We start from the raw sequence: 20019 nt of genomic DNA on the forward strand, positions 1-20019 counted from the left end.
GTAGCTGGAGCTGGCTGCCTGGTTATGCTCGCATATTTCATTTATCTCGCGATCGCGGATTAAGGCTGGATGCCGGCAGATGCCGGCATTCAGCTTTTTTCAATATAGCCATAATGGAACTTCGCGGTTTTTCGTCTGGCCGTCTTGAAGCCAAAAGCCTCGAATCGCGGGCTTAAATAATGATCCTTCAAAACCACCCTTTTCCTGGCCACCCTTAGCGCCTCATTGAATTCCTCGCCGCCGATCCCTCCATGGAGCGCAAAGTGGCGAAGCGCATTGATTCCAACAGACTCATCAATGCTTATTTCAAACATCGGATCAAAATAGACGCAATCAACCGAATCGTCTGACTGGGACTTTAAATAGGGAAGCGCATCATTGTGGACTACTTGTACCCTTCTCATCGCGGCATCCAGCAGGTCCACTTCCGATTGCCAGGATTTAAGGCCTTTTTTAACAATGTAACCGAGAAATTTATTCCCTTCAACCCCGGTGACACTCCCTCCCTCTCCGACGAAATAGCTCGCAACGATGGAATCCGAGGCAAGCCCAAGCGTACAATCAAGGAAAGAGTCTCCTTCTTTCAGACCTGCCGCTTCTATCAATGGGTCACTTCCCCCTTCAATGAGCCGCTTTACCCGGAACATCGCTGAGGAGGGATGAAAAAAGAACGGATCGCTTTCTCCATACCCAAACAGCTTGATGCTGTCGTTCCCCGCGACGATACAGCCGCTGCCGACTTCCTTTTGCACTTGCAGTATTGACTTCTTTTTACGCGGAATAAAAGGAATATCCAAGTCCTCCGCAACGGACTTTGCTTTTTGAAGCATGCGTTCATTCACCCTGCCGGCAGTCGTTACAAACATATTCTGATTCCCTTCCTAAGAAAAACTTCACTCTGCAGTTTTATACACGCATTTTCGGAAAAATTCAAAACCTCTTTAAGCGAAAAAAAGACGCCCTAAGGCATCCTTTTAGCAGTTGGCTTCATAAGCGGACAAGAGGTTTTCCATTACGCCTTCCATTGTGTTTCCCTCAATGTCATGCCTTGGAATGAAGTGGACAACCTGTCCGTCCTTTAACAGGGCTACGGATGGCGAGGATGGCTCAATCCCTCCGAAATATTCACGCATCTTTGCTGTAGCTTCCTTATCCTGTCCGGCAAATACCGTTACTAGATGATCCGGCTTCTTTTCGCTATTCAATACTGACTGGGTTACTGCTGGACGAGCAAGGCCAGCCGCACAACCACAAACTGAATTGACAACCACAAGAGCGGTACCTTTTCCATCTTTCATGAACGCATCTACTTCTTCAGGGGTCTTAAGCTCCTCAAAACCAGCATTGGTCAATTCTTTGCGCATTGGCTTGACCATTTCCCTCATATATTCTTCATATGCCATAGACATACTAAATCCCTCCATTTCTATTCTTTAGCATACTATAATTTTCTACTGTTCCAAAATCTAACTTCCAATCCAACATTATAAATTTGCTTTCCTTGCCTCGGTCATTTGTTTCCAAACCGATCCTTTTGCTTCCTCTCCACCTTCAATTCTTGCAATCGCCATCTTCGCCTGCATGGCAACTTCGAATTCGGGGTCATTTGCTGCTTCTTTCAGGGCATCTAATGCAGACTCTTCTCCTTCTTCAAAAAGAAACATCGCCGCGCGCCAGCGAACGAGTTTGCTCGAGTCCTTAAGCGCTTCTGCCATAGCTGCCCCCGCTTCCGCAAAACCAAGGTCGGACAAGCAGTCTCCTGCAGTCCGTCTTACTGTAACAGTTTTGTCCTTTAATGCTTTATAAAGGTACGGAAGAACGGCCTTGTCTTCGATCATGCCGAGATATACTGTTGCAAGCCTCCGGATTGACGGCTTCTCATCATACAATGCTTTTTCAAGAAGCGGCAAATCCTCCAGTTCCGGATCAGGCATTTGCTCGAGCCTTTGGTAGCGGATCCTCCAGTCAGGATTATCCAAGTCTTCAGCTGTAATCTTAGTACGCTTTCTAGGTTGCCTGGCCTGCACTGCAGCTCCGCCGGTTTGGGCCGTTTTTACAAGTTCGGCAAGCCGAGACTCAGGATAGGCGGCAGTAAGTTCTTCAACAACCTCGTTGCCGATTTGGTCAAAGTCACCGTAGCGAATGCCAAAATCCTGCCATTTTCGAATCAGAATGTAATTTTCGCCTTCCAGCTGGGCCTTTTCCCTGGCAGTAAGGAATGCAGCCGGCATCCCGAAGCGCCTTTCCTCAGATCCATCCATCAATTTCACCTGTAGTGGAATGTCCTTGAACATTTGTACTTGAACCTGGATTTCGCCAAAATTGGAGGAAAGGGGGCTTCCGGCATTTTCGCTCTCGGCATCCTCGCCGAAAGCTTCCCGTACTTTTGCGAGCAGATCCTTCCAATCGTATTTCGCGTTCCTTTCCACAGCGATGAAGTCGGCAACGTGGTAAACACCTTTAACCCCTTCTATTTCTAAAACCTTTTTTATAACAGGAGGAGCTCCATCCAGGTTTTCTTTTTTATAATTATGGCTCTTCCCCATGGGCAGTTCCTGGTCAAGGTTAATCTTCATTGTATTCGAGCTCGGGGTCGGCTCAATTGATTTTATTTTCACTTTGTTCACCTCACATTCACTGTAACATAATGGATTTCCTATTTCATTTATTGAAATCTCATAGTGGGAAGAAAAACTGGCGGCACCCTTCTATAAGGGAGATCAGGTCTTGATGAAGACACTTTCAGACAGGAAAACTTCTCCAAACTGTCTTCATTACCTCGATGAAGACACTTTCAGCCATGATTTCCTATCAAAACTGTCTTCATAACATTGACTATAAATGTCCACCATGCAATCTAAGTTAAAACATTCTTGATAACCGAAATATTAACCTTCCGCGATTTCGGAAAGGTACGACCAGCGCTCAATTAGCCTTTCAAGCTCCTCATTAAGCTCTGTTTCTTCTTTCATCAGGTTATGGGCAAGCTCAAAATTGCTGCCTGTTGAACCAATTTCAGCGGCAATTTTCTCGAGACGGCTCTCTGCCGATGCAATTTTATCATCTATTGTTTCCCATTCCTTTTGTTCCTGATAGGACATCTTTTTCTTCTTTTCCTTTACTTTGGCAGGCTGTTCCACTGCAGGTTTTGCTGCAGAATCTACTTTTAACGCCTCTTCTTGCTCAAGATACTCTGAATAATTTCCGTAAAACGACCCGATTTTACCCCCGCCTTCTAAAATTAGCAGCTGCTCGGTAGTCTTATCCAGGAAATACCGGTCATGCGATACAGTGATAACAACGCCTGGAAAATCATCGAGATAGTCCTCGAGCACGGTCAGGGTCTGTGTGTCCAGGTCGTTCGTTGGTTCGTCAAGCAGGAGAACATTAGGAGCATCCATAAGGATTTTCAGCAGATACAACCGGCGCTTTTCCCCTCCCGAGAGCTTCCGGATTGGCGTACCGTGCGAAGATGGAGGAAATAGGAACCGTTCAAGCATCTGGGAAGCGGAAATCGTTTTCCCATCCGTCGTTTCAATGACCTGTGCCGTTTCCTTGATGTATTCAATCATCCTCAGGCTGTCATCCATATCTTCATTTTCCTGGGTATAGTAACCGATTTTCACCGTTTGGCCCATGTCGTATTCCCCGCTGTCCAGGGGGATTCTTTTAGCCAAAATATTCAAGAGAGTCGATTTTCCAGTCCCGTTCCGTCCGATGATACCGAGTCTGTCACCCGGTTTAACAAGCAGGTTGAACTGGTTAAGAATAACCGTACCGCCAAAAGACTTGCTAGCATCCTTCAGTTCGAACACCTGCTTACCCAGCCGGCTCCCACTTAAGGAGATATCGACTTTTTCGGTGCTTCTGGAACCTGAAACTTGCTCCTCCAATTTTTCAAAACGGCCGATACGGGCCTTTTGCTTAGTGGTCCTGGCCTTCGCGCCTCTGCGAATCCATTCGAGTTCGCGCCTGAATAGGTTTTTCTTCTTTTCATGCGTGGCAGCATCGTTTTCCTCTCGAATCGCTTTCGCTTCAAGGAAACTAGCATAGTTTCCTTTATAGGTATACAGGTTGCCCCCGTCCAGTTCAATGATTCGATTGGTGACGCGGTCAAGGAAATAGCGGTCGTGGGTTACGAGCAGAACTGAACCGCTGTAGCTTTTCAGGTAATCCTCAAGCCATTTGACGGAGTTGAAATCCAAATGGTTGGTAGGCTCGTCTAGGATGAGCAAATCCGGCGCCTCAATCAGGACTCCCGCTAGAGCGACCCGCTTTTTTTGCCCGCCCGACAGCTCGCCGATTTTTTTCGAAAACCATTCGACCCCAAGCTTTGTCAAAATCGTTTTTGCGTTTGTGCTGGCATCCCAGCCATTTACTGTATCCATTTCCTTCTGCAACGTAAACAGTTCTTCCTGAATTTGCGAATTTTCCGGAGATGCTTCAAGCCTTGCTAAGCATTCTTCGTATTTTCTCAACGTCCTCACGACCGGTGCATCCCCATGGAATACCTGGTCAAGCACCGTTAGTTCCGGATCCAAATCAGGCTGCTGGTCCAGATAGGCAATCGTGTAATCCTTGGCTGCGGTAATTTCTCCAGAGTCCGAGTCATCCAAACCGGCAATAATCTTCAATAAAGAAGATTTCCCAGTACCATTTATCCCAATTAGTCCAATTTTCTCCTTTTCCACTATGGTAAGAGAAATGCCTTTAAATAAATTCTTCTCACCATACGTTTTAGAGAGGTTTTCAATAGTAAGCATTTTCATAAAAAGCAATCCCACTCTCTGTAAAATTGTTCGAGGAAGGATTCCATAAATAGTTGGCGTTCCTCTGCCATATTCCTGGCTGAATCGGTGTTCAATAGGTCTTTTAATTTCAAGAGTTTCTCATAAAAATGGTTTATGCTTGAAGATTTTCCGTTCCTATATTCTTCAAGCGTCATTGTCTCGCGAATTCCAAGTTCCGGTGCATAAATCGGCTGGCCTTTCTTACCTCCAAAGGCAAAAACACGTGCAATCCCGATAGCGCCAATCGCATCAAGCCGGTCTGCGTCCTGCACTATTTTTGCTTCAATGGAAGGCAGCTCCCGGCTTTGCCCGCCTTTAAATGAAATCGAATAGACAATTTCGTTGATTTTTTGTTTGTCCGTTCCATCAAGTCCGAGCGACTCAAGAAAACAGTCTAGCTTTTTCCGGCCCGCTTCCGCGGATTCATTTAATTTCTCATCCGGGATGTCGTGAAGCAGTGCGGCCATTTCAATTATGTCCAGGTTGCCGGCGCATTCCCTTTTCGCGATTTGGAGGGCATTATTCCTAACCCGGTCGACATGGTGCCAATCGTGCCCGGTGGCATCATGGCCCATTTCTTTTTTTACATAATGCTCTATTTCGGCAATTACTCGTTCCAAAAAACCGCACTCCCTTTCATCCTGCTATTTTACCATGAAAAGAACTGCAGGGTGAATCTTTCCCGCTTATAGGAGGACCGCTGTTAGGACCGTTTCACCTTGTAAAGTTCTCTTAATCCGTCTTTAGAACCCTTATAAAGACAGATACGATTCGAAAAGGTACCTCATTCAGTCTTTAGAGCCCCTGTAAAGACCGTTTCACTTCGAAAAGGTACCTCAATCGGTCTTTAGAACCCCTGTAAAGACCGATTCATTTTGAAAAGGTACCTCAATCGGTCTTTAGAACCCCTGTAAAGACCGTTTCACTTCGAAAAGGTACCTCAATCGGTCTTTAGAACCCCTGTAAAGACCGTTTCACTTCGAAAAGATACCTCAATCGGTCTTTAGAACCCCTGTAATGACCGATTCGCCTTGTAAAGTTCTCTTAATCCGTCTTTAGAACCCTTGTAAAGACGGATTCACTTCGAAAAATCCCCCCTACTCGTCGATATCCTCCATATTTCCTCAACAGCTTCACGGAACCTGCATTTAAATCTATAAACAGAAAAAAGTGCCAAATCGGCACTTCAGTCAATGTTATGGTACCAGCTGATTCCAAGTGTATTTTCACCTGCATGAACTCCAATTGTGGCGCCTAGCGGGCAGCGGCGGAATGTTAGGTTTGGAAACTTTGGCTCCAATTCCTTTTGCCATTCAAGGGCTGCTTCTTCGTGAAGGCCGTACAAAATGTAAACTTCTTTGAAATTATGAGTTTCGTACGCTGCTTTCATATACCCTTCGATCTTTTCCTTCGCTTTTTTCGTATTCCTTACCTTTTCTTTTGTCTCTAATCCGCCATTTTCGATGGAGACGATTGGCGTGATGCTGAGCATGCTGCCGAGGAAGAATTGAAGCCCGCCCATTCGACCGCTCCTGTGCAGTTGTTCAAGGCTTCCAATTAGTACGTACGTTTCATTCTCATCGCGATGCTTTTCAAGCTCCTGCTTGATTTCCTCTACGGTTTTCCCCTCTTGGTCCAGCGCGATGCCTTTCTTGAGAAGAGCTGATAAAGGAAACGCGAGTACCTTCGAATCGATAGTTGTTACAGGTACATCAACAAGCTGGGCTGCCTGTTCACTGGAAGAAACCGTGCCGCTCAGCTTAGAAGAAAGCAGAACAGCGATAATTTGATCATAATCCTCCGCCAATTTGTCATAAAGCTCCTTGAAGGCTCCGACTGATGGCTGGGATGTTTTCGGCGGTGTTTTCAGCTCGCGCAGTTTTGCATACAGTTCTTCTGCAGTCAGGTCGATGCCATCCGCATACTCCTGGCCGTCGAGAATGACGGACAGCGGTATTGTGTAAAGATCCGGATTATTTTTTAATTCATCGTCCAAATAAGCTGTACTATCTGTAACCCAGGCTATTTTTTTCATAAAAAATTCCCCCTTTTTCCTTATAGGCAAGCAACATTTTTTATCTATGTAGTTTAACTCCTAATAAAACTATTATAATATTTATTTTCTGAAAAATCATAGTTTTCAGAGTAAATACTCAATGTCTTTTACCAAATCCACGGGTTTATCATTTGGCGCAAATCGTTTGACCGGTTTCCCATCCCGGCCAATTAAGAATTTTGTGAAATTCCACTTAATGCTTTTGCTCCCCATTATACCAGGCGCTTCCTTTGCGAGATAGGAAAAGAGCTGGTGGGCGTCTTCTCCATTCACCTCGACCTTGGCAAACATCGGGAAAGTCACCCCGTAATTCAGTCTGCAAAAGGACTCAATTTCCTCCTCGCTGCCCGGTTCCTGATTCATAAATTGATTACAAGGGAAACCAAGAATGACAAAACCAAGATCTTTGTATGTCTCATATAGCTCCTGGAGCTCGCCAAACTGTGGTGTGAAGCCGCATTTACTTGCGGTATTGACAATCAGGACTGTCTTGCCTTCATAGCTGCTTAATGGAATTTCTTCGCCCGCAATCGAGAGGGCATTGAATTGATATATGGACATTTACATTCCCCCAATCTAAATCATTGGCTCTCCAACAACAAAGTGTACAAGCCTTGAACCGTTTCTGCCATGTATTCAGGAATATCCTTGAGCTCCTCTAACTGCACTTCCGTTACAAGCCTATTGAAGTCAACTAAGATCTCATTTCTAACTTCTCCTTGATTAGCAAGTGGATCCCAGCTGACCGTCTGGCTGATTCTGCGCTCTGCACCCCAAATTGATCTTACAAAGGTATCAATCAATCGGTATAGGGAAGGAGAATTCTTATGTGTTGCCTTAAAAAACAGGTAAAGTTCACATCCTGCAAGGCCGCCGCCTGTTCCTGGCAATAGCTCCGAGGCAAGGTTATCAAGGCCGGCGCCCAGCCGGAGTTCAGCCTCAACCCCAGGACATTCCCTTGCTTGAAAGGACAAAGAGAACTCTCTTGAGAGCTTGGCCAGGTCAATGGTGTCCTTCCTGTCCACAATAAGGATGTCCCCTGCAAAATCAAGGTCATAGATAGCTCCTTCAATAATTACCTTCATGTTATCAAACGCTGTTGGATCAAACAATTGCCTCACCCTCTTTTCCGAAAAATTCCTACTGTTATATCTATTTTCAACTCGTAAAAATATTAAAAAGGAGGCCCTTAAACAGGAGCCTCCCCGTAATGATGTATTGTCATTCTACTTTAGAACAGACCTACTGCATTTCCTTTATCATCAACATCCATGTTCATGGCTGCCGGTTTTTTCGGTAATCCAGGCATTGTCATGACTTCCCCAGTCAAGGCAACGATGAAGCCAGCGCCAATGCTAGGCTTGAACTCCCGGACTGTAACTGTAAACCCGGAAGGTTTGCCGAGAAGAGTAGGATTATCAGATAGTGAGTATTGCGTTTTAGCCATGCAGACAGGCAGGTTGGACCAGCCCAGCTTTTCAAAATCCTCAAGCTGCTTTTTCGCTTTCGAAGAGAATTCGACATCTTCTCCGCCATAAACCTTTTGGACAATTGTCCTGACCTTTTCATCGATTGGGTCAGCTAGGTCGTAAAGCGGCTGGAAGTTGTTTTCGGTTTCTTCGATGGCCTTAAGCACCTTCTCCGCAAGGTCGATACCGCCTTCTCCGCCTTTTTCCCAAACCTCTGTCAGCGCGGCAGGTACATTTTCTTTTTCACACCATGCCAGTAATGCTTTCGCTTCTTCTTCGGTATCGGTAACAAAACGGTTGATGGCCACTACAGGAGGAAGCCCGAACTCTTTAATGGTGTCGATATGCTTTTTTAGATTGGCGAAACCAAGGGTAAGAGCGGCAATATTTTCTTTGCCAAGCTCCGTCTTAGGAACTCCGCCGTGCATCTTCAGCGCACGTATTGTCGCAACGATGACAACTGCTTCAGGGCGGATTCCTGCACTGCGTGACTTAATATGAAGGAATTTCTCCGCGCCAAGGTCCGCTCCGAACCCGGCCTCTGTAATGACATAATCAGCAAGCTTTGTCGCAGTTGTAGTCGCAATGACAGAGTTGCAGCCATGTGCGATATTCGCAAATGGGCCGCCATGGATCATCGCCGGTGTATGCTCGATTGTTTGGACGATGTTCGGCCTAATCGCATCCTTCAGCAGCAAGGCAAGCGCGCCTTCAACACCTAAGTCCCCTGCTGTAACAGGCTCTTTTTTATCATTGTAAGCGACAACCATACGAGAAAGCCTTCTTTTCAGGTCAGCCATATCTGTTGCCAGGCAGAGCACCGCCATGATTTCCGAAGCGACAGTAATATCAAAGCCATCTTCACGCGGCACACCCTGGATTGGGCCGCCGAGTCCAATGATGACCTTCCTTAACGACCGGTCATTCAAATCAACGGCACGTTTCCAGACAATCCTCCGTTGGTCAATCCGCAGCTCATTCCCCTGCTGCAGGTGGTTGTCTATCAAAGCCGCCAATGCATTATTTGCTGTCGTAATGGCATGAAGGTCGCCTGTAAAATGAAGATTGATGTCTTCCATAGGCAGCACCTGTGCATAACCGCCGCCAGCCGCACCGCCCTTAATGCCCATTGTAGGGCCAAGAGAAGGTTCGCGCATCGCAATCATTGCTTTTTTTCCGATTCGGTTGAAGGCATCGCCAAGGCCTACAGTTACCGTGGATTTTCCTTCACCCGCAGGCGTCGGATTGATAGCGGTTACAAGAATGATTTTACCGCTTTGCTTATTTTTCAGTTTGTTCAATGCGTCAGTGGAAAGCTTTGCTTTGTACTTACCGTACAATTCAAGGTCGTCCTCCGTTAGCCCGACTTTCGCGGCAATTTCTGTAATGGGCTGCATTTTTGATTCTTGAGCAATTTCAATATCGGATTTGTGCTTCGTTTTTTCCAAAAAAAATCCCCCGCATTCCCTGATTGAATTGTAGCAACTGCCATTCTATTGTAACAAATACTAAACAAGAAGTGAGTGATATTTATCCTATTTCAAATATTCTTTCCCAATTAAGGCAAAAAAGGACACGATTTCACGAATAAAATGCGCAAGCGCCTTGGTCAGCCCCGACCAGATTAAGACGGGGCCCGCAGGAAGGGCCTGCCCTCCGGAGGGAACCGGCTTAAGACCTCGAGGGGCTAGGCGCTGGAGCTGGATTACGATAACTTATTTCGAGTTCTCCACAATGTTCTATTTTATAGTTTTCAAAGGAACAAGAACCCCCTCCTTCAGATAATGATGATAGTAATGTCGAAACAAGCATGTATTTAGATATACCAATCTTTCAATTTTTTTATAGTTTTTATCCAACGCACCTTTTGTTTAAGGAACCTTCGTTCGATATAATAGGAATATAGGGTTATTTTTATGATAAAAGAGTTATTCCATTAGGAGTTGTTCGGCCAAGTTCCGTCACTGCGGATTCCTTTGGAAGTTTGTAATAAAGAATCCCAGTGCTTTATCTTTGGGAATGTTCAATATTTAGATAGAGGAGAACAATTTATGAAAATAGTAATTGCAGAAAAACCAGATCAGGCGGCTAAGCTGGCAGCTCCCTTTTCCTTTAGTAAAAAACCAGGTTATTTTGAAGTCAAACCCAATTCCTATTTTCCAAATGGGGCGTTAATTACTTGGGCTATAGGGCATCTTTGTGAATTAAAACCGCCGGAAGAATATAATCCAACTTGGAAAAAGTGGTCTTTAGATACATTGCCAATCATTCCGGAAAGATTTGAATATAAAGTTACAAAAACAAAATATAAACAGTTTACTATCATCAAGAATCTTTTAAAACGGGCAGATGTCACGGAGATTATCATCGGCGGGGACGCAGGGCGGGAAGGCGAATTAATCATACGGACGATAATTAGGGTTTGCGGAGTTACCAAACCTATGAAACGCCTTTGGATATCTTCCTTAACGGAGGGTGCAGTAAAGAAAGGGTTTTCAAATTTACTTTCTGAAGAGGAAACACGCGACATTTATTATGAAGCATTAAGCCGGTCTTGCGCGGATTGGTTAATAGGAATTAATTCATCGAGAATTTACACCATTTTACTAAAAGAAAAAGGATTAAACGCTGTGTTTTCTATTGGCCGGGTACAAACCCCCACCCTAGCATTAATAGTCAAAAGAGAGCATGAGATTGCTAATTTTAAGCCAGAACCCTTTTGGGAAGTGGAAGCAACCTTTGACTACGACGGAAAAACAATAAAAGGAAAATGGCATAAGAACAATGTGACTAGGGTTTTGGAGGAGAAGCAGGCAATTGCAATTGCTGCTTTTTGTAAAAATAAAGATGCAAAAATAACGAACGTAAAAAAAGAAAGAAAAGAGTATCAGCCGCCTTTACTGTTTAACCTCTCAGCTCTTCAGGCAACCGCAAATAAAACGTTGAAGTTTTCACCACAGAAAACACTGGACGTATTGCAAAAGCTCTATCTGAAAGGGACCGTTTCTTACCCGCGTTCAGACTCTCAATTTTTAACGAACGAAGAAGCAAAAGGACTTCCCAGCATATTAAATCAATTGAGCGGAATTAAGGAATATGAGGATCTCTTGCCCCCTCCCTCCGCTTCACTGATTAATAACAGAAGGTATGTAAATGAAAAAAAAGTAACGGACCACCATGCCATCATTCCTACTGAACAGGTACCTGATATTTCAAAGTTACCCCCGGATGAAGCAAGGATATACGACATAATTGTACGGCAAGTAATTGCCGCTCATTATTCCAATGCGGTCTTTAATTACACAACTATCCATTCGTTGGTTGCCGGCCGGGCAGAGTTTATTACGAAAGGGAGAGAACAAATCGAGGAAGGCTGGAGGAAAGTTATTTATTATTCCAAAGAAAATTCAGATTCGGACGAAGCGCAAATCCTCCCTAGCTTACAAGAGGGAGAATCGGGGCGGGTAACGAAGACCGATATTAAAAAAGGAGAAACCCAGCCACCTAAAAGATACACAGAAGGAAATTTAATCACATTGATGAAAACCGCCGGAAGGCATTTGGATGATAATGAATTGGAAAAAGTGTTAGCTAAAACTGAAGGGTTGGGAACAGAGGCAACGAGAGCTGGTATCATTAACCTGTTAAAGGATCGAAATTATATTGAAGTCAGCAAAAACCAAGTATTTGCAACTCCAAAAGGGATGCTGCTGATAGAAGCATTAGGGGAAAGCATTTTGGCCTCTCCTGGTATGACAGGGAAATGGGAACAGAGGCTATCGGAAATTGGTGAAGGGAAAGCTTCTCCAAAAATCTTTTTAGAGCAAGTGAAAAAATTATCACAAAAATTAATGGCAGATGCGATAGAACAAAAGGTTCATTGGTCTTTTGAGGATATCCAAGTTGAAAATATTCCCCAAAATAATAAGTATAACAAGAAAGTGAAAACAGTAGTCGGCAAATGCAGATTGTGCAGTGGAAAAATACTGGATTTCGGTAAATTTTATGGTTGTACAAACTATAAAGTTTCGAATTGCAAGTTTTCCATTTCAAAAAAGATACTTGGTAAAACCATTTCGCAAGCAAACATGGAAAAGCTTTTAAAAAACGGGGAAACGAACGTAATAAAGAATTTTAAAAAAGGTGAAAAGGCATTTGATGCTGCCATCCTTTGGAATGAAAATCAAAACAAAATAGAATTTCGGTTTAACAAATGAGACCATGGCTTACGGATTTTTCGTATGATGTGTTTTTACCGAAACAAAACTGCCCCATAAAATCCAACATTTTCGGGGGCAGTTTTTTGAGAATAAGGGTTATTATTTAATAATTAGACTGTTAGACAGCCGATAAGCTTTTTGCTACATCTACTTGCCCAGATCGCGCTGAGCCGCCATATAACTCCCGATTACATTTTGATAACCTGAAAGATGGCTTTCAATTAGGTCCACAAATCCCCTTCTTGCTTTTCCCCACTAAAATTAATTTCGGATTGAGGAGATTCATGAATATATTTTAGATTATTTCTCCTGTTGTGATTGGGTGTAAGCTCCCCTTAAAAGCAAATGTAATTCTACCCGTCTCCTCAGATACAACAAGTACAAGAGCGTCACACTTTTCTGATAGCCCTAGGGCAGCCCGATGACGTGTCCCTAGTTTTTTATCTCCCATATATCTGTCTGAAAGTGGGAGGACATTAGCAGCGGAAACGATATGATTTTGACTAACCAACACAGCGCCGTCATGTAAAGGATTTCCGGGAAAAAAGATTGATTCTAATAAAGAATGGCTTAATTCTGCACCTATTGAAATACCAGGATGAATTAACGGTTCAAGAGAATCTTCACGCTCAATGACAATTAATCCGCCATGTTTCCGAAGCGACATATTTTGCACACAAATTGATAATTCCGGGTATTTATCAGTAAACGGGGATAAATAGCAGTTTAAATAAAAGGAAGCAGCGGTCATTTCGACTTGTACAAATTGATTTTTTATTTTTTCAAAATTTCCAAGGAGGCAATAATTTTCATTATCCATTGTTTCTAAGCTACTCTGTAGGGCAGATATAACTTGGCTGATATCCTTTTTTAACGATAGTTTCATCGGTGAAAAGTCACAATTATCCTGGTTCACAGAGACACCTTCTTTTTTGTAATCACTTTTTTATGGATGGTTAAATTTAGGACTGAATTAAATAAGAAGGCAAGTTATTTCATTCTTAGCTTGTTCCTACCTTAAGTTTTACTTGCTGAGCCTGTATTATTCACTTGTAGAAAAGGAGCTGAGATATTCCTTAAAAATTAAAAGGCTATATCGGTTAAGGACACTGAATGCAAACCCATACGCAGAATGAAGTAAGCATTTAAACAAATTGGATAATACTTACCCCAACCAAATCTACGATTTTGTTGAAGTTATTCACCTTTGCTGAAGAAATTAAGGTGAGCTTATGATTCTCCGATTGGAAACCAGCAAGTTTTGGGTATGATTGACTGTACAGTTAAAACAAGCGAAGGCAGATGATCTGCCGCCAATACGACCGCCCCTAGTCGTTCATGGAAAAGAATCCCGCTTCCAGTCATGGCAATTTTCATAATATCCGCTTGGTTTCCGAGCAGCTGCCTGCAGATTTCTTCCCGATCGCCCGTGCTGCACCCAGCCTTTCTTGAAAATCTCAGAATCATTTCCTTTTCACCTTTTGCCAGCCTGTACATGCTCATCACCCTTTTTCTTTTCGGATAGTAAAAGGTATGGCGACCGGAGTTTTTTTATGTTCACCCGTAGGCCGGGAAATTGGAAACGCTGCCATTATAAGCGCTTTCATTCCTTGACTGCCCTCCGTATATCGTGTATATTTAATGCATCATGGTCCAGACTAATTCAGGAAGCACCTGAAGCATCTGCTTCATGATAATATTCAACTTGGGCATCGAATTGGTGCCTGCAAGGTTTTAGGAGGAAAAGGTACTATGCAAAACGGCAAAGTTAAATGGTTCAATAACGAAAAGGGCTACGGATTCATCGAGGTAGAAGGTGGAGAAGACGTATTCGTCCATTTCTCAGCTATCGAAGGCGACGGATTCAAATCCCTTGAAGAAGGCCAGGAAGTTTCTTTTGAAATCGTTGAAGGAAACCGTGGGCCGCAAGCTGCTAACGTTGTAAAACTTTAAGCGTAAACTTTAATATGGCTAATTTTCAGGCTGGCAAAATTGCCAGCCTTTTATTTTTCGTTCAGCCTGATTTCAGTGAGCCGACCGCCAAGTTCCTTTATTTCCCCGCCCACAGTGCAATTGCTTATGCAGAATTTATGGGATTTTCGCTTACCGGAGTCAAGTACATTTTGCCTGTACAAAAAGCAGCCATCACAATAATGCTGGATTAAAAAATTTAGCTCCTCTAGAAGCTGCTTCCTTTCGATTGCTTCTCTTTTCATGGGCAGCCTCCTTCCTACAGCAACTGTGTCTTTGCATGTATTTTTTTTCCGTCAAGCGCCTGGGTGGCAAGCTTGTCAGCTTCTTTGTTATCCGCGCGTGATATTACCTTAAATGATGGCTTGATTCCGTTGCTTTCAAGCTTCTTTTCAATCCTGTCAAGCCAGCGGTTCAATACTTCCTCATAACATGGCCATTCCCCTTCAAGCTGTTTTAGGACCCCCTGTGAATCTCCACGGAACTCACACGGCATGTTTTTTATTCCAAATTCTTCGAGAAGGCTGACCGCGAAATACAGAGCAGCATATTCCGCTTCGTTATTCGTTTCCATTTCACCAATTCGTTCATTTGCCCGCACACGGAATTTTTTCTTTCCCTGCCTGAAAAACAGAACTGTACCGAGCCCTGCTTCATTCTTTTCCTTCATAAAGCCTCCATCAAAAAATACCACTACATCATTGGGTTCTTCTTCCGTTACCTCCAAAAGCTTTCTCATTTCTTTGATTGTCCAGTCTGTCCCTATCTCATCCTCAAAGGAAATTTCATTGGCCTTCCCCATCTTTTCAAGCTCCTGGGCGGTTGATAATGCCTGGTCCCCCTCAAGCCAATCCGAGTAAAACCTGACCTTGCCGCCTCCCTTTATCGAAAAAAACCACTCAAGTTTGTATTTCATTAGCCAAACCCTCCGTGTTCACTTTTGTATCCTTTAGCTTTGCCATTTAAATAAAATTAAGCATACCCAGAAAAAACTATTCCTTTCATGATACACAATTGAAGCCGTGTTAAACATCTTTCTTTTGAAAAATTCAATCTGTTTTCACAGTCGATTTGTGTTAAAATCACTTTAGCACAGCAATGGAGGAATGGACTTTGATAGAAGTTTACATCGATGGGGCAAGTGCAGGGAACCCCGGCCCGAGTGGAGCAGGCATTTTTATAAAAGGCCACGGTTCAGCTGAAAAGTACTCTTTGCCCCTTGGCAGCATGTCAAATCATGAGGCGGAATACCACGCTTTCATCAAGGCATTGGAAATCTGCCTTAAAAAAGGATACCGTACCGTTTCTTTCAGGACGGATTCAGAGCTTGTAAACAACGCGGTTGAAAAAGAATTTGCGAAAAACAAAAACTTCGTCCCGCTCCTTGATCAGGCTCTTGGACTGGCAAGGCAGTTCGATTTGTTTTTTATGAAATGGATTCCGTCGAGCGAAAACAAGGTAGCAGATGAATTGGCAAGGGTGGGAATCAGGAAAAATGAATAAAAACAGCCGAATTCTCGCAGATTCAGCCTTGCTTTTTGTGGCATTAATCTGGGGAATCACTTTTGTTATGGTCCAAAGCGCAATCAGTTTCCTTGAACCCTTTTCATTTAATGGCATTCGTTTTTTGACAGCCGCATTACTGCTTGGCTCTTGGCTCTTTATTTTTAAACGAAAGCAGCTCGTCCTAATATCTCCGCGCCTGATACTGTCCGGGGCCTTCCTTGGGGTCTTTCTTTTTATAGGGTATGCAACACAAACTGCAGGATTGCTTTACACTACATCATCAAAAGCCGGATTCATTACCGGGCTGAGCGTTGTCCTCGTCCCGCTGTTTTCTTTTCTGCTGATGAAGCAGCGGCCAGGCAGAAACGCCGTTACAGGGGTTATCATCGCGACAGTTGGGTTGTTCCTCCTGACAATGACAGGGGTTTCCCCGTTAAACAAAGGGGACGGGCTTGTTTTTATATGTGCGATTGGGTTTGCATTCCATATTCTTTTTACTGGAAAATATAGCAGCCGGTACCCTACGCTCTTGCTTACTACCATCCAAATAGCAACAGTTGGCATCCTTTCATCTGTTTGGGCCTTCTTCTTCGAGGATTGGCGAAAAGCGTTTCAGAAAGATGTTATATTCTCGGAGGAGGTAGTACTTGCGCTTCTCGTAACATCACTCTTTGCTACCGCGATTGCTTTTTTTATTCAGACAGCGTTCCAGAAACACACCTCACCAACCAGGGTTGCGCTCATTTTCGCTATGGAGCCTGTCTTTGCAGCCGGAGCCGGTTACTTTTGGGCCGGAGAAATCCTTACATTATCCGCACTCGCTGGCTGCCTTTTTATTTTTGCCGGCATGGTTATTGCGGAACTTCCCGGGAAGGGAAAGCAAATTCCAGCAAATGATCCAACAGTCTCTTTAAACGTTGAAAAGCCGGGCGCGTAGCCCGGCTTTTTTGTTTCTTAAAGTGAGAGCAGTTGATTTTCTTTTACAAAATCAAGAGCTGCCTGCCTGGATTCAATTTGATTGGAAACAAGCGTTTCCAAAAGGGACACATAAAAGCTGCCATCAAACCTCAATTGGGCTTTTAATGTAAGTTCTATTGCGGCAATTGCCACCTCGTCGGGGGCATTTGTATAATGTTTGCCAAAATAAATAAAGCCAATAGCATCTTCCTGCAGTTGAAAGCCTTTTGCTTTCAGCAGCTGTAGGTAATGATCAACCGTTTGCACCTGCATGATCCACCTTCCTGATTTTACAAGCAACAGCAATATATTCTAGTGTACTCTGATACTCCCACGGCTAAACCCATGGGGTTCTGAATCCATTGCCTTCTTCCTTGCCGGCAGCCACAGTACGTATCTTGATACGCTCGGCATTTAGGGCCAGGACACTGGGACAATTTCTTTCAGTACTTTCGCGGCCAAAGCAGCCCCTGCCGCCATTTGCGGCCGCATCTTTTGGCTTTCACAAGCCCGGTGGCATCACACCGCCTATGATTGGATTTTCATTATAGGATGATCCCGGAGTTAAGGATTCTCCTTTTCTCCTTTGTGACCTTCTTGTCGTGAAGGCTCTAAAATCTAGGAAAGTTTTCTATGCATGCATTCAGTTTTGCTTTTGTGACGGAAGAATCCACGTTAATAAACAAAAAGGCGGATTACAGGTCCCTCTGGATCTTTGTCTCATCATCAATCATATGCCATCGTTCTGAATGTCCCCAAAATGCTTACGGATGCTCTTTACCCAAGTGTGGAAGGCATATTCGTTCATCTGGTATCGTTCCCTTAAGCCCTTGAGCTATGCCAGGACGCATTTCAGCTCGTTTTGAAGGAAGGGATTTCCTTCATCAAGGGCCGGTTCGAGCTTCTTTGTCTTCCCGAACAGTTTATTCCTGATGGCAAGCCATTCGCAGGAAGCGATTTTTTAAGCGACAGCCGCGTTTTAATGGCTGTCAAGCTCAAGGGCGAGGACAAAGCTGGGTGAACGGAAGAAGGCAATATCAAAAACACCAAAACAAACGTATGTTCTTATATATATTAATTATACTCTAACTGAAGCTCGGACACAAGAAATAACCATTATTAGGATAGATAAATCTCATGATGCCAACCCCTGACTTCGGGATACTTGAGGTGCCGAAAAACTGTTGGTTCCCGGCACCGCGTATCTTGCCTCGCTCCCATCCCTTCACTGAAGCAATGGGCTTACCCATTCGTAATCCTAGTGTACTGTAAAATCAGACTTTTTTCTATCGTTTTTTGTTAATCGGTGTCCGATGTAGCCGGCCAAAAGACCCAATAGCGCACCACCCAGCACTTCTTCAGGCTTGTGCCCCAGCATTTCCTTTAACTTTGTTGGCGTTTTTTCTTTAAATTCCACTGTCGAATCTTCATGGTGGATTTTGTCGATTAATTCATCAAGCGAATTAACCTTCAAGGTAAGTTCCCCGGTTTGTCTACGAATTCCCTGTGCGTCATACATGACTATCAGGCCATAGACGAGCGACAACGCAAAATCAACTGTCGGAACACCCCTTTTTAATGCAATGAATGTGGTTAAGGATGAAACTCCGGCTGAGTGGGAGCTGGGCATGCCTCCCGTTTGAAAAAACAAGTCTGGACGCCACTCCTTCTCCCTCACATAATGAATCGGTATTTTTAGGCCTTGTGCAAGCCCGATACTCAATAATGAAACAATAACTCCCTTGTTCATTTTCCTTCACCTCACCTCAATAGTTAACACGCGTGTTTTTATTATTCCCTGCGGAGATACTAAGAAAACAGGAGGTGACGAAAGTGAGCAAAAATGACGGGAACAGAGGGACAAAAGCCCCAGGCGTCAATCCTCAGGGCTTTGGGCAGGATGGCACACGAACCCCCGACCCTAAAAGCAAGCTGGAAGAAAAAGCCAAAAAGAGCAATACACGGCGATGACATAAAACATGCCCGATCCTTTTGGGATACGGGCATGGAATGTTTTCTCGAAAAATATTTTAAAATAAAACTGGCTCGGTCCGGTATGGTATCATCCTTGATATTCCCCTTAAACCGGTATCATCCAGCATCGCTTCCACCTTCTCGCGATCTGGAGAAAATAAAGAAGTTTCAATGTCGCAATTCACTGGTACATCGCAGTTGATTTCCGCAAGCTTTCTTGATAAGTGAAGCATTTCCAGATCCTGCTCAATTTTGGTTTTATGGGACTTCGAAAGCTTTTCTAGATTTTCCAGGATGCCTTCAATATGGCCGTGCTCCTTCAAAAGCTTCATCGCCGTCTTTTCACCGATTCCCCTGACCCCTGGGTAATTATCGCTCGGATCCCCCATAAGCGCCTTCAAATCAATCATTTGCTTAGGAATCAGCCCACATTCTTCATAAAAGGAAGCAGGAGTATGAACAAGGTAGTTGCCATACCCTTTCTTCAGCAGAATTACTGATACCTGTTCATCAAGCAGTTGAAGGATATCGCGGTCGCCTGTCAGGATTGAAACAGGCATGGAACCACCCAATTGCCTGGCAATCGTCCCGATGCAATCATCCGCTTCATAACCGGCAAGGCCAATGTTCGGAATATCGAATGCGCTGACAACCTCTTTTGCCAAATCGAACTGCGGCAAAAGTTCAACGGGCGCCTCTCCCCTGTTTGCTTTATAGCTATCAAATAATTCAGTCCGGAACGTTTTGCTTCCCATATCCCAGCAAACAGCAAGATGGGAGGGGGAAAATTCTGAAACGGCTGTAAACATGTGCTTCAAAAAACCGTGGACGGCATTGGTTGGGGTGCCTTTTGCATTAATCATGAATTGTCCAGTAACAGACGTAGCATAAAAAGCCCTGAACAGCAGAGCCATCCCGTCTATGAGCATGATTGATTCCTTTTTTTCCATAACGTCCTCCATGAAAAAAGGCGCACAAATGCGCCTTAAACTTTTATTGTCGTTTATCTTTATACCGTATTTTTGAATAAAAAAACCCTGCGCTATGCATTAATTATATCATAGAACCTTTCATAA

At 44.0% G+C, this 20019-nt stretch carries 22 protein-coding genes; 6 read left to right on the plus strand and 16 right to left on the minus strand.

Going from position 1 to position 20019, the window contains the following annotated elements; all coding sequences use genetic code 11:
- Nucleotides 1-89: 89 nt before the first annotated feature.
- The 9 genes from AR337_RS04675 to AR337_RS04715 form a co-directional block, all read right to left on the minus strand.
- The gene (locus AR337_RS04675; protein WP_059170879.1) at nt 90-866 is read right to left on the minus strand and encodes a class I SAM-dependent methyltransferase; all 777 of its coding nucleotides are present in this window, start codon (nt 864-866) and stop codon (nt 90-92) included.
- A gap of 108 nt (nt 867-974) precedes the next feature.
- Nucleotides 975-1409, minus strand: coding sequence for a BrxA/BrxB family bacilliredoxin (locus AR337_RS04680; RefSeq protein WP_059170880.1), 435 nt, complete (start codon nt 1407-1409; stop codon nt 975-977).
- 75 nt (nt 1410-1484) lie between these two features.
- Nucleotides 1485-2618, minus strand: a complete 1134-nt coding sequence (locus AR337_RS04685; RefSeq protein ID WP_059170881.1) for a conserved virulence factor C family protein — start codon at nt 2616-2618, stop codon at nt 1485-1487.
- Nucleotides 2619-2888: 270 nt separating this feature from the next.
- The gene (locus AR337_RS04690; RefSeq protein ID WP_059170882.1) at nt 2889-4769 is read right to left on the minus strand and encodes an ABC-F family ATP-binding cassette domain-containing protein; all 1881 of its coding nucleotides are present in this window, start codon (nt 4767-4769) and stop codon (nt 2889-2891) included.
- Nucleotides 4766-5365 (minus strand): HD domain-containing protein, encoded by a 600-nt coding sequence (locus tag AR337_RS04695; RefSeq protein WP_059171544.1) that lies wholly within the window; start codon nt 5363-5365, stop codon nt 4766-4768. The genes AR337_RS04690 and AR337_RS04695 overlap by 4 nt, the downstream gene beginning before the upstream one ends.
- Nucleotides 5366-5976: 611 nt before the next feature.
- A complete protein-coding gene (locus tag AR337_RS04700; protein ID WP_059170883.1) occupies nt 5977-6825 on the minus strand; it encodes a DegV family protein in 849 nt (282 codons plus the stop codon).
- 105 nt (nt 6826-6930) lie between these two features.
- Nucleotides 6931-7407 carry a glutathione peroxidase gene (locus tag AR337_RS04705; protein WP_059170884.1) on the minus strand — a complete coding sequence of 159 codons (477 nt, stop codon included), beginning with the start codon at nt 7405-7407 and terminating at the stop codon, nt 6931-6933.
- 20 nt (nt 7408-7427) lie between these two features.
- A complete protein-coding gene (locus AR337_RS04710) occupies nt 7428-7958 on the minus strand; it encodes a hypothetical protein (RefSeq protein WP_059170885.1) in 531 nt (176 codons plus the stop codon).
- A gap of 119 nt (nt 7959-8077) precedes the next feature.
- Nucleotides 8078-9763 carry a formate--tetrahydrofolate ligase gene (locus AR337_RS04715; RefSeq protein ID WP_082686850.1) on the minus strand — a complete coding sequence of 562 codons (1686 nt, stop codon included), beginning with the start codon at nt 9761-9763 and terminating at the stop codon, nt 8078-8080.
- A 603-nt stretch (nt 9764-10366) separates the two neighbouring features.
- Here AR337_RS04715 and AR337_RS04720 point away from each other — a divergent pair.
- Nucleotides 10367-12532, plus strand: a complete 2166-nt coding sequence (locus AR337_RS04720; protein WP_059170886.1) for a DNA topoisomerase III — start codon at nt 10367-10369, stop codon at nt 12530-12532.
- 298 nt (nt 12533-12830) lie between these two features.
- On the opposite strand, the gene cdaS is transcribed toward AR337_RS04720, so the two are convergent.
- Nucleotides 12831-13451 carry a sporulation-specific diadenylate cyclase CdaS gene (cdaS, locus tag AR337_RS04725; protein ID WP_059170887.1) on the minus strand — a complete coding sequence of 207 codons (621 nt, stop codon included), beginning with the start codon at nt 13449-13451 and terminating at the stop codon, nt 12831-12833.
- Nucleotides 13452-13765: 314 nt separating this feature from the next.
- Nucleotides 13766-14002 carry a hypothetical protein gene (locus AR337_RS04730; RefSeq protein WP_216637363.1) on the minus strand — a complete coding sequence of 79 codons (237 nt, stop codon included), beginning with the start codon at nt 14000-14002 and terminating at the stop codon, nt 13766-13768.
- A 285-nt stretch (nt 14003-14287) separates the two neighbouring features.
- Here AR337_RS04730 and cspD point away from each other — a divergent pair, with 285 nt between their 5' ends.
- Nucleotides 14288-14488 (plus strand): cold-shock protein CspD, encoded by a 201-nt coding sequence (cspD, locus tag AR337_RS04735; RefSeq protein WP_059170889.1) that lies wholly within the window; start codon nt 14288-14290, stop codon nt 14486-14488.
- Between the two features lie 50 nt (nt 14489-14538).
- On the opposite strand, the gene AR337_RS04740 is transcribed toward cspD, so the two are convergent.
- Together AR337_RS04740 and AR337_RS04745 are read right to left on the minus strand one after the other, a co-directional pair.
- Complete coding sequence (locus AR337_RS04740) at nt 14539-14751, minus strand: zinc-finger domain-containing protein (RefSeq protein WP_253701524.1); 213 nt, start codon at nt 14749-14751, stop codon at nt 14539-14541.
- A 14-nt stretch (nt 14752-14765) separates the two neighbouring features.
- Nucleotides 14766-15422, minus strand: coding sequence for a reverse transcriptase-like protein (locus AR337_RS04745; protein WP_059170890.1), 657 nt, complete (start codon nt 15420-15422; stop codon nt 14766-14768).
- 197 nt (nt 15423-15619) lie between these two features.
- Here AR337_RS04745 and AR337_RS04750 point away from each other — a divergent pair, with 197 nt between their 5' ends.
- A complete protein-coding gene (locus AR337_RS04750) occupies nt 15620-16009 on the plus strand; it encodes a reverse transcriptase-like protein (protein ID WP_059170891.1) in 390 nt (129 codons plus the stop codon).
- Nucleotides 16002-16949 (plus strand): DMT family transporter, encoded by a 948-nt coding sequence (locus AR337_RS04755; protein ID WP_059170892.1) that lies wholly within the window; start codon nt 16002-16004, stop codon nt 16947-16949. Before AR337_RS04750 ends, AR337_RS04755 begins: the two co-directional genes overlap by 8 nt.
- Before the next feature lie 17 nt (nt 16950-16966).
- Here AR337_RS04755 and AR337_RS04760 read toward each other — a convergent pair whose 3' ends face one another.
- Entirely contained in the window at nt 16967-17236 is a 270-nt protein-coding gene (locus AR337_RS04760; RefSeq protein WP_059171547.1) for a DUF6123 family protein, read from the minus strand.
- Between the two features lie 595 nt (nt 17237-17831).
- On the opposite strand from AR337_RS04760, the gene AR337_RS23050 reads away from it, so the two are divergent.
- Nucleotides 17832-17990: a hypothetical protein gene (locus AR337_RS23050; protein ID WP_156424316.1), complete on the plus strand. Its 159-nt coding sequence runs from the start codon at nt 17832-17834 to the stop codon at nt 17988-17990.
- A 237-nt stretch (nt 17991-18227) separates the two neighbouring features.
- Here AR337_RS23050 and AR337_RS04765 read toward each other — a convergent pair whose 3' ends face one another.
- Entirely contained in the window at nt 18228-18719 is a 492-nt protein-coding gene (locus tag AR337_RS04765; protein ID WP_059170893.1) for a divergent PAP2 family protein, read from the minus strand.
- 83 nt (nt 18720-18802) lie between these two features.
- Here AR337_RS04765 and sspL point away from each other — a divergent pair, with 83 nt between their 5' ends.
- The gene (gene sspL, locus AR337_RS04770; RefSeq protein ID WP_059170894.1) at nt 18803-18940 is read left to right on the plus strand and encodes a small, acid-soluble spore protein L; all 138 of its coding nucleotides are present in this window, start codon (nt 18803-18805) and stop codon (nt 18938-18940) included.
- Nucleotides 18941-18999: 59 nt separating this feature from the next.
- Here sspL and AR337_RS04775 read toward each other — a convergent pair whose 3' ends face one another.
- Nucleotides 19000-19893, minus strand: a complete 894-nt coding sequence (locus AR337_RS04775; protein WP_216637364.1) for a 5'-3' exonuclease — start codon at nt 19891-19893, stop codon at nt 19000-19002.
- Nucleotides 19894-20019: the final 126 nt, after the last annotated feature.

Source organism: Bacillus sp. FJAT-27445, from assembly GCF_001510665.1.
Lineage (GTDB): Bacteria > Bacillota > Bacilli > Bacillales > Cytobacillaceae > Bacillus_D.

What these genes read in the sequence shown, in the direction of transcription:
- AR337_RS04675 (WP_059170879.1), bottom strand. Translation starts at nt 866, where the DNA reads ATGTTTGTAACGACTGCCGGCAGGGTGAATGAACGCATGCTTCAAAAA.
- AR337_RS04680 (WP_059170880.1), bottom strand. Translation starts at nt 1,409, where the DNA reads ATGTCTATGGCATATGAAGAATATATGAGGGAAATGGTCAAGCCAATG.
- AR337_RS04690 (WP_059170882.1), bottom strand. Translation starts at nt 4,769, where the DNA reads ATGAAAATGCTTACTATTGAAAACCTCTCTAAAACGTATGGTGAGAAG.
- AR337_RS04695 (WP_059171544.1), bottom strand. Translation starts at nt 5,365, where the DNA reads ATGGGCCATGATGCCACCGGGCACGATTGGCACCATGTCGACCGGGTT.
- AR337_RS04700 (WP_059170883.1), bottom strand. Translation starts at nt 6,825, where the DNA reads ATGAAAAAAATAGCCTGGGTTACAGATAGTACAGCTTATTTGGACGAT.
- AR337_RS04705 (WP_059170884.1), bottom strand. Translation starts at nt 7,407, where the DNA reads ATGTCCATATATCAATTCAATGCCCTCTCGATTGCGGGCGAAGAAATT.
- AR337_RS04720 (WP_059170886.1), top strand. Translation starts at nt 10,367, where the DNA reads ATGAAAATAGTAATTGCAGAAAAACCAGATCAGGCGGCTAAGCTGGCA.
- AR337_RS04730 (WP_216637363.1), bottom strand. Translation starts at nt 14,002, where the DNA reads ATGATTCTGAGATTTTCAAGAAAGGCTGGGTGCAGCACGGGCGATCGG.
- cspD (WP_059170889.1), top strand. Translation starts at nt 14,288, where the DNA reads ATGCAAAACGGCAAAGTTAAATGGTTCAATAACGAAAAGGGCTACGGA.
- AR337_RS04740 (WP_253701524.1), bottom strand. Translation starts at nt 14,751, where the DNA reads ATGAAAAGAGAAGCAATCGAAAGGAAGCAGCTTCTAGAGGAGCTAAAT.
- AR337_RS04745 (WP_059170890.1), bottom strand. Translation starts at nt 15,422, where the DNA reads ATGAAATACAAACTTGAGTGGTTTTTTTCGATAAAGGGAGGCGGCAAG.
- AR337_RS04755 (WP_059170892.1), top strand. Translation starts at nt 16,002, where the DNA reads ATGAATAAAAACAGCCGAATTCTCGCAGATTCAGCCTTGCTTTTTGTG.
- AR337_RS04765 (WP_059170893.1), bottom strand. Translation starts at nt 18,719, where the DNA reads ATGAACAAGGGAGTTATTGTTTCATTATTGAGTATCGGGCTTGCACAA.
- AR337_RS04775 (WP_216637364.1), bottom strand. Translation starts at nt 19,893, where the DNA reads ATGGAAAAAAAGGAATCAATCATGCTCATAGACGGGATGGCTCTGCTG.